The sequence below is a fragment of the Pseudomonas sp. PB105 genome (genome assembly GCF_009764655.1).
Taxonomy (GTDB): Bacteria; Pseudomonadota; Gammaproteobacteria; order Pseudomonadales; family Pseudomonadaceae; genus Aquipseudomonas; species Aquipseudomonas cyclaminis.
The window spans coordinates 34,418-50,250 of the sequence record NZ_RWIO01000068.1 but is presented as its reverse complement, the minus strand read 5'-3'; the positions used below and the strand labels follow the sequence as shown (position 1 = coordinate 50,250).

The window sequence follows — 15,833 nt, the reverse complement described above, 5'->3', positions numbered from 1 at the left end:
GATACGCACGCAAACACCCACTTCCGATAGCACAGCCTAGGCTAAATCAACGTACTTGTTGCAAATGCCCATAGAGTTTCGCGTACAAACCGCCATCGGCAATCAATTGCTGATGGTCGCCATCCTCAGCGATATGACCACCGTCAAACACTAAGACCCGATCGGCTTGTTTTACCGCCGACAGACGGTGCGCAATGATCAGTGTAGTACGCCCGCTGAGGAACCGCGCCAATGCCTGGTGCAGGTTGTACTCGGTGGCGGCGTCCAGGGCGGAGGTCGCTTCGTCGAGTATGACCACCTTGGGTTCGGCCAACACCATCCGCGCGATCGCCAGGCGCTGACGCTGACCACCGGAAAAACGCACGCCGGAGCGCCCCACCACACTGTCCAGGCCGTGGGGCAGCGCTTTAACCGTAGCTTCCAACTGGGCAATTTCAAGGGCCTGCCAGCAAGCCTGGTCACTGCGCTCGCGGCCCATGGTCAGGTTGGCGCGCACGGTATCGTTGAACAGCGCCGGGTGTTGCAGCACCACCGCGACGTGCTCGCGGATCGTCTCCAGGCCGATCTCCTGCTGGGTTGCACCGCCAAATCGGATGCTGCCCGCCTGCGGCGTGTACAGCCCGAGCAGCAGTTGCACCAGGGTGCTTTTACCGCCGCCGCTGGCGCCGACAATCGCGACTTTCTCGCCAGGCGCAATCTGCAGGTTCAGTTGATTGAGCACCAGGTCGTCGCCATAACCGAAGTCCAGGCCGCGCACTTCGATACCGACGGTTTCACGCCCGCTGAACGGGTCTTCGCCGCCCGCGTATTGCGGCTCATCGGCACGTGCCAGCAACTCATTGATACGGGTCAGTGCGCCGCCCGCCGCGTAGTAGGCGTATTGCAGGTTCAGCAACTGCTCCACCGGGCCGATCATGAACCACAAGTAGCTGAACACCGCGAGCATCTGGCCGATGGACAGGTCGGAAAACAGTACGGTGAGCATCGCCGCCGCGCGGAAGATGTCGATGCCGAACTGGAACAGCAACCCGCTGGCGCGGCTCGACGCGTCGGTTTTCCATTGAGAATGGATCGCGTAGTCACGCACTTCCTGGGCGCGCTGGCCCAGGCGCCCAAGGAAAAAGCCCTGGCGGTTGCCGGCGCGGACTTCCTGGATGGCATCCAGGGTTTCGGTCAGGGCCTGGGTGAAACGCGAGGTGCTGTCGTTTTCCAGCTTCTTGAGGTGTTTGACGCGCTTGCCCAACTGCACGGTGGCGTAGATCACCAGCGGGTTGAACAGCAATATCAGCAACGCCAGTTGCCAATGCATCCACACCAGGATCGCCGAGGTGCCGACCAGCGTCAGCATCGCCACCAGAAAGCGGCTGAGGGTTTCGCCGACGAATTTATCCAGGGTATCCAGGTCGGTGACCAGATGAGTCGTGACCGTGCCGCTGCCCAGGCTTTCGTATTCGCCCAGGGAGATGCGCTTGAGCCGCTCGATCAGGCGCACGCGGATGCGGTACACGATGTCCTTGGCCAACCGCGCAAACAGCCGCGCCTGCACCACGTTGAACACCAGTGCGCCACAACGCAGGGCCAGGGTGACCAGCAGCATCAGGCCGATATAACCGGCAGCTTTCTGCCAACCCAGTGGCAGCGCGTGATTCATCACCTTGAGCGCGGCATCGCCGTGGCCCAGCAGCACTTCGTCCACCAACAATGGCAACAGCAAGGGGATGGGCACACTGCACAGGGTCGCCAGCACGGCGACGCCATTGGCGATCCACAGAGATTTCTTGTGACGCAGGGCCAGGCGGCGAATTTCCGCCCAGGTCAGGCGGTCGGTGCGTGGGGCTTGCTCATGCACAGGTTGCTCGCTCCAGCCATCGGGCGAGCAACGGCGACAGCTCGGACAGCGGCTGGTAGCCGTTGGTCAGCAGCGCCAGTTGACCATTGCGCTCGGCCAACAGCGTCGGGAAACCGGCGATCCCCAGGTCCTGCACCCAGGTGAAATCAGCGGCCGTGGCGGCGTGCTGCTCGGAGCGGTCAAACTCGCCGGCAAACTCGATACGCGGGATGCCCGCCTGCTCGGCCAGTTCCACCAGCACACTGGCGAGGGTCACGTCGCGGCCCTCGACATAAAACGCACGCTGGATCAGGCCCAACAGTGTCCACGCACAATCCGGCGCCAGGCTGCGGGCAGTGACGATGGCGCGGCAGGCAGGTTCGGTGTCATACACAAAACCGTCGGGCAGTGCGCCTTCGCGCTTGAACGGCTGGCCGGTGGCGTCGGTGACGGCCTGCCAGTGTTCGAGGATGTAGCGCCGCGTGGTCGGCTCCAGCGCCGCGCCGCTGCCGGTGCGCAGGCCGCCCACCACCAGGTGCACGTCCACACCGGCCGCGTGGGCCTGCTCAACCAGCGCCTGCGCCACCGGGGCAAAGCCCCAGCACCAGGAGCACATCGGGTCCATTACATAGAGCAGGCGCGCGGACATGGGTCAGGCCTCGGATGGAGTTTGCTTGTAGTTGAAGCCAATCGGGTGCGGCATATTGCGGGCCTTGGCCAGTTCAATCTGCTTTTGCCGGTCGATTGCGCTGCGACGGGTTTTCTCCGGCAGTTTATCCCAGCAATGCGGGCAACTGATGCCAGCCACGTAGTGCTCGCTGGCGCGGTCTTCAACACTTACCGGTGTACGGCAGGCATGACACTGATCGTAGTCGCCTTCGCTCAAGTCGTGGCGTACGGTCACGCGATTATCGAAAACAAAGCAGTCGCCCTGCCATTTGGTTTCTTCCTGGGGCACCTCTTCAAGGTACTTCAGGATGCCGCCCTTGAGGTGATACACCTCACCGTAGCCTTCGCTGAGCATGTAGCTCGACGCCTTCTCGCAACGAATACCGCCGGTGCAGAACATGGCGACCTTCTTGTGCCTGGCCGGGTCGAAGTTGGCTTTGATGTAGTCGGGAAATTCGCGAAAACTGGTGGTTTTCGGGTCGATTGCGCCTTCAAAGGTGCCGATGGACACTTCGTAGTCATTCCGGGTGTCGATCAACAGCACTTCGGGATCGCTGATCAGGGCGTTCCAATCCTTCGGGTCGACGTAGGTGCCGACCTTTTTGTTCGGGTCGACGCCTTCGACGCCCAGGGTCACGATCTCTTTCTTGAGTTTGACCTTGGTGCGGTAGAACGGCTGGTCGTCGCAGTACGACTCTTTGTGGTCGATGTCGATCATGCGCGGGTCGTTCTTGAGCCAGGCCATCAGGCCATCAATGCCTTCGCGGCTACCGGAAACGGTGCCGTTGATGCCTTCTTCGGCGATCAGCAAGGTGCCTTTGATGCCGTTGTCGACCATCGCCTGCAACAAGGGCTCGCGCAGGGCGACGTAATCTTCGAGGGTGACGAACTTATACAGTGCCGCCACGACAATCGGTTGAGTCATGGGTGTTCTCTCCAGGTGGCTACCCTCGCAAAGGGTGAACCGGATGCAAAAAAAATGCGCCGACTGGCGGCGCGTAACGCATTCTAACAAATCCCTGGTCTCGATGGCATCGGCACGCTTGTTGATATTTCCTCACTGTCGTCGCGGCGTCGGCTGACCCCGGCCCTCGCAACCTGCGTGATAGCGTCCCTCGTCACTCACCGGACCCGCCGGTGGGACCGATGGAGACGCATGTACATGGAAGATGAACGCAGCCCGCTGCTCGCCCGGCTGATCGATGAATCGCTGCCGCCGGCGCCGGCACCCGGCCGCCGCGACATGAAAGACACCTTGCAACTGCTGAGCATCAATTCGGTATTCGACATCGTCCGACTGCCCGAAACCGAGTTTTCCAGACAAGTGGCCCAGCACACCGATGACGATGCCACAAGCCTGCACCTCAAGGCCCGCAGCGCTGCCGCGCAACTGGAAACGCTGTTTCGCGAGCAACAGGTATCGCCACCCTCCCCCGCAAAGGCCACCAGCGGCGTGACCTACAACGCCCTGTTCAAGGAGGACTGGCAACACTTTTGCGCCAGCACCTCCATTGCCGCGATGGACTCACCCGTGGCGTATCTGCGGGCGCTGTATCTGTTCGCCCTGCAACTGGAAAAAAACGCCCACGGCACGGCAGTGACCACACTGGAGCAACGTCGACCCGACCTCAAGGACCTGCAGATCAACCCCCACAGCGTGTCCGGCCAACGCCCCATGCTGTCGATCATCAACCAGACGCTGCTCGACAATCTCACCGGGGGCGATCAGAAAAAAGCCTGCCAGCTCTTGAGCACCACGTGGTATCCGTTTTCCTTGCCCTATCACGCCCATCACCATCAGTGCGTGCTGGGGCTGTCTGAAAGCGGGCTGTCGCTGGGTGAACTGAACTACCGAATCAGCCGCAAGCTGCCCATCACCACCCGCGCCGTGCACGCCTACGGGCACGTCATCGCCGAGCATGATGACGCCCTGCCTCTATTATCCGGGCTGAGCCCACAGCAACAGGCCCTGCTCAAGCAGCCGTTGGCAAGTACGTCCGGTGCCCTCGGTTTTTATCACGACTACTACAACTGGGAGCCAGACGCAGACCTCAAGGGCCCGGAACAGGTCGCTGACTTCCTGCGCCTCACCGGCCTCAATGCCGAAACGCTTCAGGTATTGCTCGCGCAGACCACCCACAAGCCGCGTCGCTCTCCTAACTGCTTACTGGTCGCCGATATGGCGTATGGGGCCTGCTACATCAATGGTCCGACCGGCCCAGCGATCAACCAGGTCAGCAGCCGTCCGGCCCGGCTTGTGAATGTCACGGTCGAAGGCTTCGATCGCCTGCAACGCATGATTCGCCTACAGCGCTGGCTGGATATTCCGTTCGCCCAACTCGACACGCTACTGGTCAGCGCCATGCGCTGCGAAGGTGACGCCAACCCCTCGCTGTTGATCACCCACAACACCCTGCGGGCGCTGGGGGTTTATCGTTATTTGCACACGAACTACGGGCTGCAAGCCGAAGAATTCGCCGCGATACTGCACCAATTGCCGGTCGACGCCTCGGGCGAGCGCCTGTCGTTGTTCGATCAGGTATTCAACCCGGCCGACTCGGCGCTGCCGCCTCTACAACTGGATTCACAGCCCTTCGACGCCACGACCCGGCAACAGCTATGCGCCGGCCTGGGCCTGCAGGACTCGCCGAACTCGCTGCAACTGGTGCTCAGCGCCGACCGGCACCCCAGGCGCACCGTTGTCACGGTCAGCATCCTCTATCGGCATGCGCGCATCGCAAGGTTGTTCGGTTTGTCGCTCATGGACTGCAAACACCTGCTGCACCTGCTCAAACCGGGGGGCTACCAGCAGCAACTGTCCAAACCGACACTGCGCACAACCTTGAAAGGGTCGCCGGACGTACTCGATGTACTGATGCATCTGGACTGGGTCAGTCGCTGGATCAAAAACAACGGCGGCACCCTCGCACGGGTGCGTCACCAACTACTGCTGGAACCGGTGAGCCTGGACCCGGGCGTCGGCATGCTGCTCAACGTGTTCAACAGCCATCCACAACCATCGCTCTCAACGAAGCTCAAAGAGCACACCTTCGTAGCGCAACCTGCGCAAGAACAACCGCGCTTGCCGGCGGTTGATTGGGAAGCCACCGCCCATCGCGCCTTGAAGCTGATGCGCCAGGGCAAATCCCAGAGTGCCGCACTCGATGACGCCCTGGCCACGCTCAAACTGAGCAATAACAGCAGCCACGCGTCCATGCTGATCAGGCAGGCCAAGGACACACTGCTGTCGACCCTGGACTCACTCAAGCACGACTTACGGCCTTTGTACGCTCACCTCAAACAAACCCTGCAGAGCCTGCCCCACGCGCAGGGCAATCAAATCCGCTATTTGAAATACGACGAAGACGATCATTTACTGCGCCTGCTCGCCCCCGCCGGAGCCGCCGGGTCGCCGCTGCGAACCCTCAGCCACTTGGTGTTGCTGCTGCCTCACGCCGTGGATCTACTGCAATTGCCCGTCAGCCGGCAGGCGCTGGACCACTTGCTGGCCAATCCCCATTGGCTCAATGACATCTATCAACGCTCTTCACTGCTCGAACTGACCCTGCACAACCTGTTTTTGATGGAACAGTTCAAACACTGCATCGACCACTACGGCGTGTCGGAAGAACAACTGCTGGACTACTTCAAACAGGCCAACGCCGTTTCCGACGCACCGGAGTCAAGCAGCGCCGAAGCCAACAGCCAACTCGCCCGGTTGCTGGGCTGGAGCGCCAGTGAAGTCGAGGTCTTGAGCCGCGCCTTGCAGCCCCCCCATGTCACCTCCGTCGAACGTCTGGAATGGATCCTGCGTTGTCGCCAGGCCAGCGCCGACACCGGCCTGCCCGTTGAACAGCTGCTGGAGGTCAGCGGCCTGCACGGCGGCTCGACGTTCGATGAATGGCAGGCCGTGGGCGAAGCGCTTACCAGTACCCATCAATAACGCTGCCTGGCAGCCCTCTTACACGACCTGTTCAAGGACTGATCATGTCTCACGTGCTCAATCAACGCCTCAATGAAAGCCTGCGCGACGCCATGCTGGCGTACTACCTAGCGCACACAATACCTGCCGCCCAAAAGGGCAAGATCAATAACCCGGACGACCTCTACGAGTACTGGCTGCTCGACGTGCAAGTCAGCCAGGCTGTGCCCACCAGCCCGGTGGCCTGCGCGATTGCCAGCCTTCAGCAATACATCACCCGCATCCAGCTGGGCCTGGAGCCGGGTTACGAAAAACAAGGCATGACCGCGCAGCAGGACCAGGTGTGGCGTGAACAACTGCACGCCTACCCTCTCTGGAGCGCCAGCCAGCAATTGCGCTACCACCCGGCCAATTATCTGGACCCCACGCTGCGCCGTAACAAGACCGACAGTTTCCAGCAACTGGAAAACGACCTGAGCCAATACCGGCTGCAACCAGACACGGTGCTCACCGCCGTGCAGAGCTACCTGGGCCGGTTCGAGGAAATGGCCAACATCCGCACCCTGAATGGGTACATCGATGGCAATGCCTCTGAGCTGCACACCAGCCGCTATTACTTTGTCGGTAAGTCCACCTCCGAAAAAGCCTATTACTGGCGCTCGCTCGACCTGTCCAAACGCTCGCCCAGCAATCCCCTCAAGCCCTCGATACAGGCTTGGTCGGACTGGAAGAAAATCAACCTGACGCTCTCTGATGACACGGTCGAGCAGAGCATCCGCCCGGTCTTCCTCAATAACCGTCTGTATTTAATCTGGGCCGAATGCGTCAAGCCCGAACCAACCCGCAACTTCAAGACGCCTGGCAACAAGGACGACGACGACAATCACCTGGACGAATGGCTCAACAGCCACTACGTCAGGTTTCGTCTTAATTATTCCTACAAAAAATACGATGACCGTTGGAGCGTGCCCCTGGCATGCATCAATCAGCACTGCGCAACCGAGGAGGTCAATGCCTGCACGGCCGCGTTTCTCAAAGCCGTCACCCAGACCGTCGCCATTGTCGATGCCGACTCACCGGCCACGTTGTTCCTGGGCCTGCATGTGCCGATGCGCAAGGATCCAAAACAGCAGGACTCGTTCACCGGCAAATTTTTCCAGGCGGTCCACCTCGATCCGCATTTCAACATTACCAAAGTCGCCGACGGCGGCAGTCCCGAGCGCTACAAAGTACTGCCGGGGTCAGAACTGTCCGAAGAGATCAGTCGCCTGCTGGAAGCCTTCGATTTTAACCAGCGCGAAACAGTACAGAACGTGCTCCGCGGGGAAGCGAGCGACCACAACGGGTATTACAGCGAACTGCTGCCTGATACGGCGCGGCAGTACTTCACGTACTTTGGTTATATCAACAAAGGTAACTTGCAGTTCAAGATTGCGCCTTACACCCAACGGCATGTCACGATCAAACACCAGCACGCGCCTTTTTCAGAGAAAGACAACTGGAACTTTGAAAACAAGCAACCCCATATTGATGAGGTAGTTGCCGGCTCGCCAACGTTCGACTCAAACACCAACAAACTGATTATTACCTCAACGCTCAAGGACAACTTTCGCCAAAACTACAGCGTCACGCTAACAAAAGAAGGTATCACCCTCACCTTGATGACCCAATCTTCGCTTGACGACCCGAAAGCCATGCAGCTCGAACTGGGCGAAGGCTCGGCCATTACGGGCCCCGCAGAAACACTTAAAACTGATTTTTATGCGCTGTACTTCAGAAACTCGCTCACCCATGAAGAGTTCCCCAACTTTGTGCACGACAAAGACAAACTCTTGATCACCGCCGATACAACACCCGCGCCGAATGAATCAATTTCGTTGGCGGGCAAGTTCATTGACAAATCGGCCTTTGTGCATCTCTTTACCCACGCGCATACCCCTATGCATGTGTCCCTCAATCGCTACGGCATTTATGCGGAACCACAGACAGGCTTGCATCTGCAAAACGCGCTGAAGCTAACAAATGTAGACGTGACCACCTCCCCGCTGCGGGCCTACAAACACATCATCATGAGCGCCAACTTTGATGACTACCCACTCACCGACACCATTGATGCCAACTCGAACCGTATCCTCAATTTCCAGGACACGGCCCACGACAGCCTGGCTGGATCGAGCCCGGAGTTGCCGGCAGGGCATCGGGTCACCGCACACATTCCAGTGCCAGATTCCACTGAGTCGCTGATCACGCTGATCCACGGCGTATTGACCCTCAGGCCCAGCGAAGACGGGCCGCAGATCCTGGGCTATGCACTCAAGGCCGTCACAATCAACGTCACGGCCGCCATTCCCGGCGCCGCACCGGTGCGGCAACGCGCACCCACCATCACCCGGCTGTCTTCAGACGCGCTGGGCACTGCCGAATTCATTGACTTCTCCGCCAGCACGCTGATCAAGGACCCACCGGCCGCCATCCGCTTGAATACCTGCTTTGCCGGCAAACTGGCAGAAGCCGCCAACATCAGCCTGGAGCATCTGTTCTCGTTGACGCCAAAGCAGTGGCAAGAACCGCCGCTGACAGCCAATGGCCCGCCCCAGGACGTTGACTTCCAGGGCGCCAACGGCAAGTACTTCTGGGAATTGTTCCTTTACCTGCCCTGGCTGGTGGCCCACCGACTGAATCATGAACAGCAATACGTCGAGGCCCTGGCGTGGCTCAACTACATTTTCGACCCGGGACGAAGCGCCGACGCCGCCAGTGATCGCCCCGCGTACTGGGGCTTTCGCGAACTGACGCGCCACGATCAGGCTACGGGTGAAGCGAGCGCTGATCCCCATCAATTGGCGTTGGCAGCGCCGGTGCATTTGCGTAAAGCGGTCTACCAGTTTTACCTCGATATCCTGCTCAATCGCGGCGATGCGGCATACCGGCAACTGACCGCCGACAGCCTGACGCAGGCCAAGCTCTGGTACACCCGCGTCAATCAGTTGCTGGAGGCTCGGCCGCGGATTACACAGGTCGAGCCCTGGGCCAGCATCACCCTGGATGCATTGGCAAAGAGCCAATCCACCGCGTTGAGACGCCTTGAGTGGCAAAGCCCGCACATCGACGAAAACCTCGCCGTTGACGGGTGTTCGTTGCCATTACTGACCGACACCGACAACCTGTGCCTGCCCTTCAACCCTGAGCTGGTTGCGCGGTGGGACAAGCTGGAAAGCCGCCTGCACAACCTGCGGCACAATCTGGACATCAGCGGCAAGCCGCTGCGCCTGGCGCTGTATGCCGCCCCACTGTCACCCCAGCGGCTGTTGGTCAGCCAGGCCAAAGGCGCGCCGGACCAGGACAGCCTCGCGTCATTGACGCCTGCGCCGTCCACTCACTATCGCTTCCAGGTGATGCTGAGCCACGCCAGAGAAGCCACCGAGACGCTTATCCAGTTCGGCAACACGATGCTCAGTCTCAACGAACGCAAGGAGCAGGCTGAATTGCTTGAGCTGCAACAACAGCAGGCCTGGGACTTGGCCAATATCATCGTGAGCCAACAGCAGCAGGCCGTATTGCTGGACGAAAAAAACCGCCAGGCGCTCGCTGCCGGCCGGCGGGTCATTGAGCAAAGGGCGCATTACTACGAGCGCCAACTCGCCGAAGGGGTCAGCGGCGCGGAGGCTCAGGCCGGCCTGCTGCACCTGCGCAGCGCCGGCTTCGAGGCCGCCGCCGCAATCGCCGGCGCAGCCGCGGGCGTCGCGATGCTGGCGCCGAATATCGTCGGCACGTCGGTGGGTGGTTCGCGCTGGGAAGGCCCCTTCCATGCGGCGCAAGCCGTGGCCCAGGGCGCCGCCGGCGCCATGCGCAGCAGCGCCGCCGACCTCGACCGTACCGAGCAGTTCAACCGGCGTGCGCAGGAGTGGACCCTCGCACGGGATCAAGCGCACCTCGAACTTGCCCAGATCGACGTGCAGCAACACGCCTACGCCGAACAGGAAAAAGCCACGCGCCTGCAATTGCGCCTGGTCGAGACTTCGCTGGCGCAAGCGTGGTCCAGCTATCAATTGCTGACCAAGCGTTTTGCCAAGGCGCGACTCTACGATTGGCTCAATGTCCAACTCGGCCAGTTTTTCTACCAGGCCTATGACCTGTGCCTGTCCCTGTGCCAGGCGGCCGAAGCCTGTTGGCAATATGAAATGGCGGACTTCGAGCGCACGTTCATCAGGCCCGGCGCCTGGAATAACAGTTATCGCGGGTATCTGGCAGGCGAGGCGCTGAAGTTGTCCCTGCTCAACATGAACCGGGACTACCTGAGCCATCACGTTCGCGACCTGGAGATCGTCAAAACCCTGTCCCTGCGCGATCGCTTGAGCGAATGCGAAGTCAACAGTTTTGGTGCCACCCAGCCAGTGGACACACGGGACCCGTGGAGCCTGCATAAAGGCAACTTGGTTGAAAAAGGCACGCTTGGCTTCAAGCTGACCAAGGCGCTGTTTGACCAGGACTACCCCGGCCACGTGCTGCGGCGAATCAAGAGCATCAGCGTGTCATTGCCGGCGATACTCGGCCCCTATCAGGACATCAGGGCGCTCCTGACCCAGACCGGTAACGAAATCGAACTGCCCAACGGGGTCTCGCGCAAGGATGTTCGCGCGCACCAGCAAATCGCCCTGTCTACCGGCCTGGATGACAACGGGCTGTTCACGCTGATGTTCGAAGGCAATGATCGTTACCTGCCGTTCGAATACACCGGCGCCATTTCCAATTGGACCCTGATGTTTCCCGAACCGGCCCGGCAGAAAGCCATGCTGGAGTCGATCAACGACATCGTGATTCACGTGCGCTACACCGCCAGGGCAACAGGCAAGGGTGAGCGCTTATGAACAGCACGCCCATCAACGCCCCGGCGCTGCCCAAGGACGGCGCCTCGATTCAGGCCACGAGCAAGGGCTGGGGCGATATCGGCTTGAGCGGTGGCGCAACGCTTGAAATCCCCCTGCCCGTTTCTGCGGCGCGCGGCTTCGCTCCCGCCATGACCTTGGCGTACCACAGCGCAGCGGGTAACAGCCCATTCGGAATGGGCTGGACGGTCCCCGTGAACACGGTGAGCCGGCAAACCTCCCTGGGCGTGCCGGCCTACACCGACCACGACCGGTTTATAGGCCCCAATGGCCAGCCCCTGCTGCCCGAACAGGACGCCAAGGGCAACCCGATCAGCCGCCACGAGACTGGGCAAGCCGCTACCCGTTACGCCGTGACCCGCTATTGGCGCAGGGCCGAGCGTGAGTTTGATCGCATTGAGCGCTGGCAATCGGCGGGCGACCCGACGGGGTTCTGGTTGATTCACAGTGCCGACGGCAGCCAGCACCTCTATGGCAAAACGGCCGCCGCGCGGATTGCCGACCCGGACCAGCCTGAACACGTCGCACAGTGGCTCTTGCAGGAAAGCCTGAGTGCCCACGGTGAGCACATTTACTATCACTACACACAAGAAACCGAGACGTCGCGCGCGCCACGCGACTGCCGCGCCCAGCGCTACCTGGACAAGGTCTGCTACGGGAATTTCACCGCTCGGGACAAGGAGCGTCTGTACCTGCTTGAAACCGACGAGGCTGCATCCAGGGGCTGGCACTTCCAGTTGCTGTTCGACTACGGGCAACGCACCGCCGATCTGGACAAGGTGCCGTCCTACGCACCGGACACGCCCTGGACGCTGCGCAAAGACCCCTTCTCCAGCTTCTCCGACGGTTTCGAATGCCGAACCTTGCGCCTGTGCCGGCAGGTGCTGCTGTTTCATCATTTTCCCGACGAAGCGCAACTGGGCGGCTCACCGGTGCTGGTCAAGCGCGTGGTGCTTGAATACCAGACGCTGCGCAATGGTGTGAACCTCCTGCTCGCCACCCACGAACATGCCATCGACCGGCACGGCAGGATCAGCAGCCTGCCCCCCCTCGAATGCCTGTACCAGAAAGTCGACCTCAAGCTTGATACCGCGCGGTTCCAACGCCTTGACGACTTCCCCGGACTGAACGACGGCCAGCGCTATCACCTGGTCGATCTGTACGGTGAAGGGTTGCCGGGCATCCTGTACCGCTCCGACAAGGCCTGGTACTACCGCGAACCGCAACGGGCCGAATCCGCCGCGGCAGATGAGGTGAGCTACGGCACCGCCCGGAAAATCCCCGCAATCCCGACGGCGGACAGCGCCTATCCCATGCGCCAGCAACTGACCGATGTCACAGGTGACGGGCGCCTCGACTGGGTGAGCGGCCGCCCCGGCCTCAGAGGTTTTTTCAGCCTGAGCGCCCAGCTCAATTGGTCAGGTTTCATCGGCTTCGACGCACTCCCCCAGGAGTATTTTCACCCCGACGCGGTCTTCGGCGACCTGATGGGCCGCGGCAATAACGACCTGGCCCTGGTCGGTCCGCGCAGCGTGCGCCTGTATGCCAACCGCCAACACGCCGGGTTCGCCCCGGGTGTCGACGTGCCCCACGCGCCAGCCGATGACGCGCTGCCCACCGTCTCCCGCTCAAACCGGGAATGGGTCGGTTTCAGCGATGTCCTCGGCAGTGGTCAGCAGCATCTGGTGCGCATCCGCCACGACCGGATTGAATGCTGGCCCAACCTGGGGCGTGGTCGATTCGGCAAGGGTTTTGTGCTGGCAAACCTGCCCTTCGACCACGAGACGTTCGACGCCGCCCACGTAGTGCTGGCGGACCTGGATGGCTATGGCGGCGCCGACCTGCTGTACCTGACGCCCGATGAGCTGCGCATTTTCAGCAACCAGGGCGGCAACCGCTTCGACATCACGCCCCGCGTGTTGTCATGGCCCGAAGGCGTGCGGTATGACGCACTCAGCCAGGTCAGCCTGGCCGACTTGAACGGCCTGGGCTGCCCCAGCCTGATCATCAGCGTCATGCACCCACAGCCTCGCCATTGGCGCTATGACTTCTACACCGACCGGCCCTACCTGCTCGCGTACACCACCCACCACCTCGGCAACCGGTCAAGGGTGTTCTACCGCAGCAGCGCCCAGGAATGGCTGGACGAAAAAAAACAGTGCAAAGACCAGGGCAACCCGGTCATCAGCCAATCGCCGGTGGCCATGCCTGTGGTCAGCCGTCAAACCCAGCACGACGAAATCAACGACAGCACCCTGAAGCGGCGTTTCAGTTACCGACAGGCGTATTACAACGCCGTTGAGCGGGCCTTCCAGGGCTTCGGCCTGATCCTCCAGACCGACACCGAGACCGCCGCTGACGGCGCGACGCAAACGCGACGCCTGGCCAAGCGCTGGTTCCATACCGGCCAAGCGCTGGATATGCCGGTTGCTGGCTACAGCCAGCATGATTTACAAGCGATCAGCCTGGGTAAAACCCTGTTGTGCAGTTATCAGGCGCCGGGGCAAGCGCACCCCACCGACCACAACGACGTGCAATTGCCCGCCCCCACGCCAGAGACCCTGGACGACGCGGCCTACGCGCTCAAAGGCGTGCTGCTGCGCGAGGAAATTTTCGCCGATGACGCCGCGCAGAATGTGCCCTATTCGGTGCAACAGCATCGCTATCTGGTACGCCAGCTTGCCAGCACGCAACCGTGGGCGCGCATGCTGGTATTGCCCGTGGAATCCATCGACTGCCAATACGACGAAGTACCCGATGACCCCGTGTGCAAACAGCAGATCAACCTGCGCTGGGATGCGTTTGGCAGCCTGGTCCACAGCGTCACCGTGCACCTGGCACGCAACAAGACCGCCGACGACGCTCCGCCCGCCACCCTGGATGACGGCCATCGGCAACAGTGGTGGCGCGACAGCCATGACCCGGCGCAACAAGCCTATTACCTGAACGAAACCCTGGCGCAGTGGATTCATCTGACACAAGACTCGCAATGGCGCCTGGGCCTGCCCTATCGCCAGCGTGACAACGCCTGGGTGTTGCCCAAAGGCCAGCCAGGTGGGCTGAGCGGTTCGGCGCTGTCCTATGAACACTTTATCGACCGGCGCTCCGGGCCGTTAGGGCCGCAGGCGCCACGGGTGCTGAGCGGGCTGTCGGTCCAGTATTACCGCGAAGCCGGGCCCGGCGGTCATGCGCTGGAGGCCGGCACTGCCACGCTGCAGGCCCTGAGCGACGGCCTGGAAACCGCTGAACTGGGACCCGAGGCGCTGCAGGCTTACCAGGCGATACCGCAAATGCCCGGCCAGGCGCCCTGGAAACTCACGGCCCAGTTGCAACAGATCGGCTATCGCCCGATGAGCGTATTTTTCTCTATCGGCGACGCCGAACAACAGGCGCCACCGCAGCTCTGGTCGATGTGCCAACACAGGTCTCGGTATCTGGACGCAACGGGGTTTTACCAGTTGCACAGCTGGCGCCTGACGCAAGCCCTGGGTGAAACCACGCTGACCTACGACCCATACGGGTGCCAGGTCACCCAGGTACAGCAGGCCGACGGTTGCGTCAGCCGAGCCGAGCATGATTACCGGCTGCTGCTGCCGGTCAGCCTCACCGACGCCAATGGCACCGTGCAGCAGGCGCTGTATGACGGCTTCGGCCGACTGATCGCTACACGCTATGAGGGACGCGAATCAGGCAAGACCCAAGGCTTCGGACCCTTGCCGCAGAGCACGCGGTTGCTGGACACCACTGTCGAACAGGCCATTGAGACCCCTCAAAGCTGCCTTGGGCAGGCGGCCAGTGCGCATTTTTACGCGGCACTCAGTTGGATGGGCACGATCGCCGAGGCCGATAGGCGAGACGAATGGGTGACTAAGGGTTATCTGCTGCCCGGTGGACAGATCCGCGCCAAAGCCAGATTGCGCGCAAGCAACCCGGCGCAAATAACCCACGCTGACACCCAACGGCTCGCCACCTTGATTGCCCAGGCACGCCGAGAGCCGGCCCATCGCCTGACGCTTTTGGCCGACCGCTATCCCGACGACCCCGAACGCACTGTGCGCCTCAGCCTCACCTATTGGGATGGCAGGGGTCGCCCCTTGCAGCGCGTGCACCAAACCGAGCCGGGCGACGCTTGCCTGATCCTGCCCACCGGAGAGGTGAGCGCTGAACACGGGGTCATCAACCAGGTGCACGCCAACCCGCGCTGGTGCGTCGACGAACGCGTCGAATACAACCACCAGGACGCGATGACGCGCATCTACCGCCCTTACTTCGCCAGCCGCCCCTCTTACAGCCACGGTCGCGCCTTACGTGACATCGCCCACAGCGACCGGCAATTCCATGATGCCCTGGGGCGTGCCATACGCACCGAGACCGCCAACGGCGCGATAAAGCGCATGCGCCATTGCGGATGGTATGTGGTCAGCGAGGATGAAAACGACACCTGGGAGGAAACGGCCGGCGGCACTTGACCCGAATGGCACCGGTATCCGCACTTCTTCCTACAAGCAGCTGTCGAGCGCAAGCGAGG

Annotated in this window: 6 protein-coding genes; 3 read left to right on the top strand and 3 right to left on the bottom strand. The window is 61.4% G+C overall.

Annotated elements, in window-relative coordinates:
• Window positions 1-46 precede the first annotated feature (46 nt).
• From EJD88_RS18125 to EJD88_RS18115, 3 genes are read right to left on the bottom strand one after another with little or no spacing between them, the layout of a single operon-like run.
• Window positions 47-1,849, bottom strand: coding sequence for an ABC transporter ATP-binding protein (locus tag EJD88_RS18125; RefSeq protein ID WP_158878653.1), 1,803 nt, complete (start codon window positions 1,847-1,849; stop codon window positions 47-49).
• Entirely contained in the window at window positions 1,842-2,477 is a 636-nt protein-coding gene (locus tag EJD88_RS18120) for a DsbA family protein (protein WP_099586323.1), read from the bottom strand. The genes EJD88_RS18125 and EJD88_RS18120 overlap by 8 nt, the downstream gene beginning before the upstream one ends.
• Window positions 2,478-2,480: 3 nt before the next feature.
• Complete coding sequence (locus tag EJD88_RS18115) at window positions 2,481-3,422, bottom strand: rhodanese-related sulfurtransferase (RefSeq protein ID WP_099586324.1); 942 nt, start codon at window positions 3,420-3,422, stop codon at window positions 2,481-2,483.
• A gap of 237 nt (window positions 3,423-3,659) precedes the next feature.
• Here EJD88_RS18115 and EJD88_RS18110 point away from each other — a divergent pair, with 237 nt between their 5' ends.
• Genes EJD88_RS18110 through EJD88_RS18100 form a run of 3 tightly spaced genes read left to right on the top strand, consistent with a single transcriptional unit; the run spans window position 3,660 to window position 15,774 of the window.
• Window positions 3,660-6,440 (top strand): Tc toxin subunit A, encoded by a 2,781-nt coding sequence (locus EJD88_RS18110; protein ID WP_256673693.1) that lies wholly within the window; start codon window positions 3,660-3,662, stop codon window positions 6,438-6,440.
• A 44-nt stretch (window positions 6,441-6,484) separates the two neighbouring features.
• A complete protein-coding gene (locus EJD88_RS18105) occupies window positions 6,485-11,287 on the top strand; it encodes a neuraminidase-like domain-containing protein (protein ID WP_158878651.1) in 4,803 nt (1,600 codons plus the stop codon).
• Entirely contained in the window at window positions 11,284-15,774 is a 4,491-nt protein-coding gene (locus EJD88_RS18100) for a SpvB/TcaC N-terminal domain-containing protein (RefSeq protein ID WP_158878650.1), read from the top strand. Before EJD88_RS18105 ends, EJD88_RS18100 begins: the two co-directional genes overlap by 4 nt.
• Window positions 15,775-15,833: the final 59 nt, after the last annotated feature.

Coding starts and splice junctions, on each gene's coding strand:
- EJD88_RS18120 (WP_099586323.1), bottom strand. CDS start 2,477: ATGTCCGCGCGCCTGCTCTATGTAATGGACCCGATGTGCTCCTGGTGC.
- EJD88_RS18115 (WP_099586324.1), bottom strand. CDS start 3,422: ATGACTCAACCGATTGTCGTGGCGGCACTGTATAAGTTCGTCACCCTC.
- EJD88_RS18110 (WP_256673693.1), top strand. CDS start 3,660: ATGGAAGATGAACGCAGCCCGCTGCTCGCCCGGCTGATCGATGAATCG.
- EJD88_RS18105 (WP_158878651.1), top strand. CDS start 6,485: ATGTCTCACGTGCTCAATCAACGCCTCAATGAAAGCCTGCGCGACGCC.
- EJD88_RS18100 (WP_158878650.1), top strand. CDS start 11,284: ATGAACAGCACGCCCATCAACGCCCCGGCGCTGCCCAAGGACGGCGCC.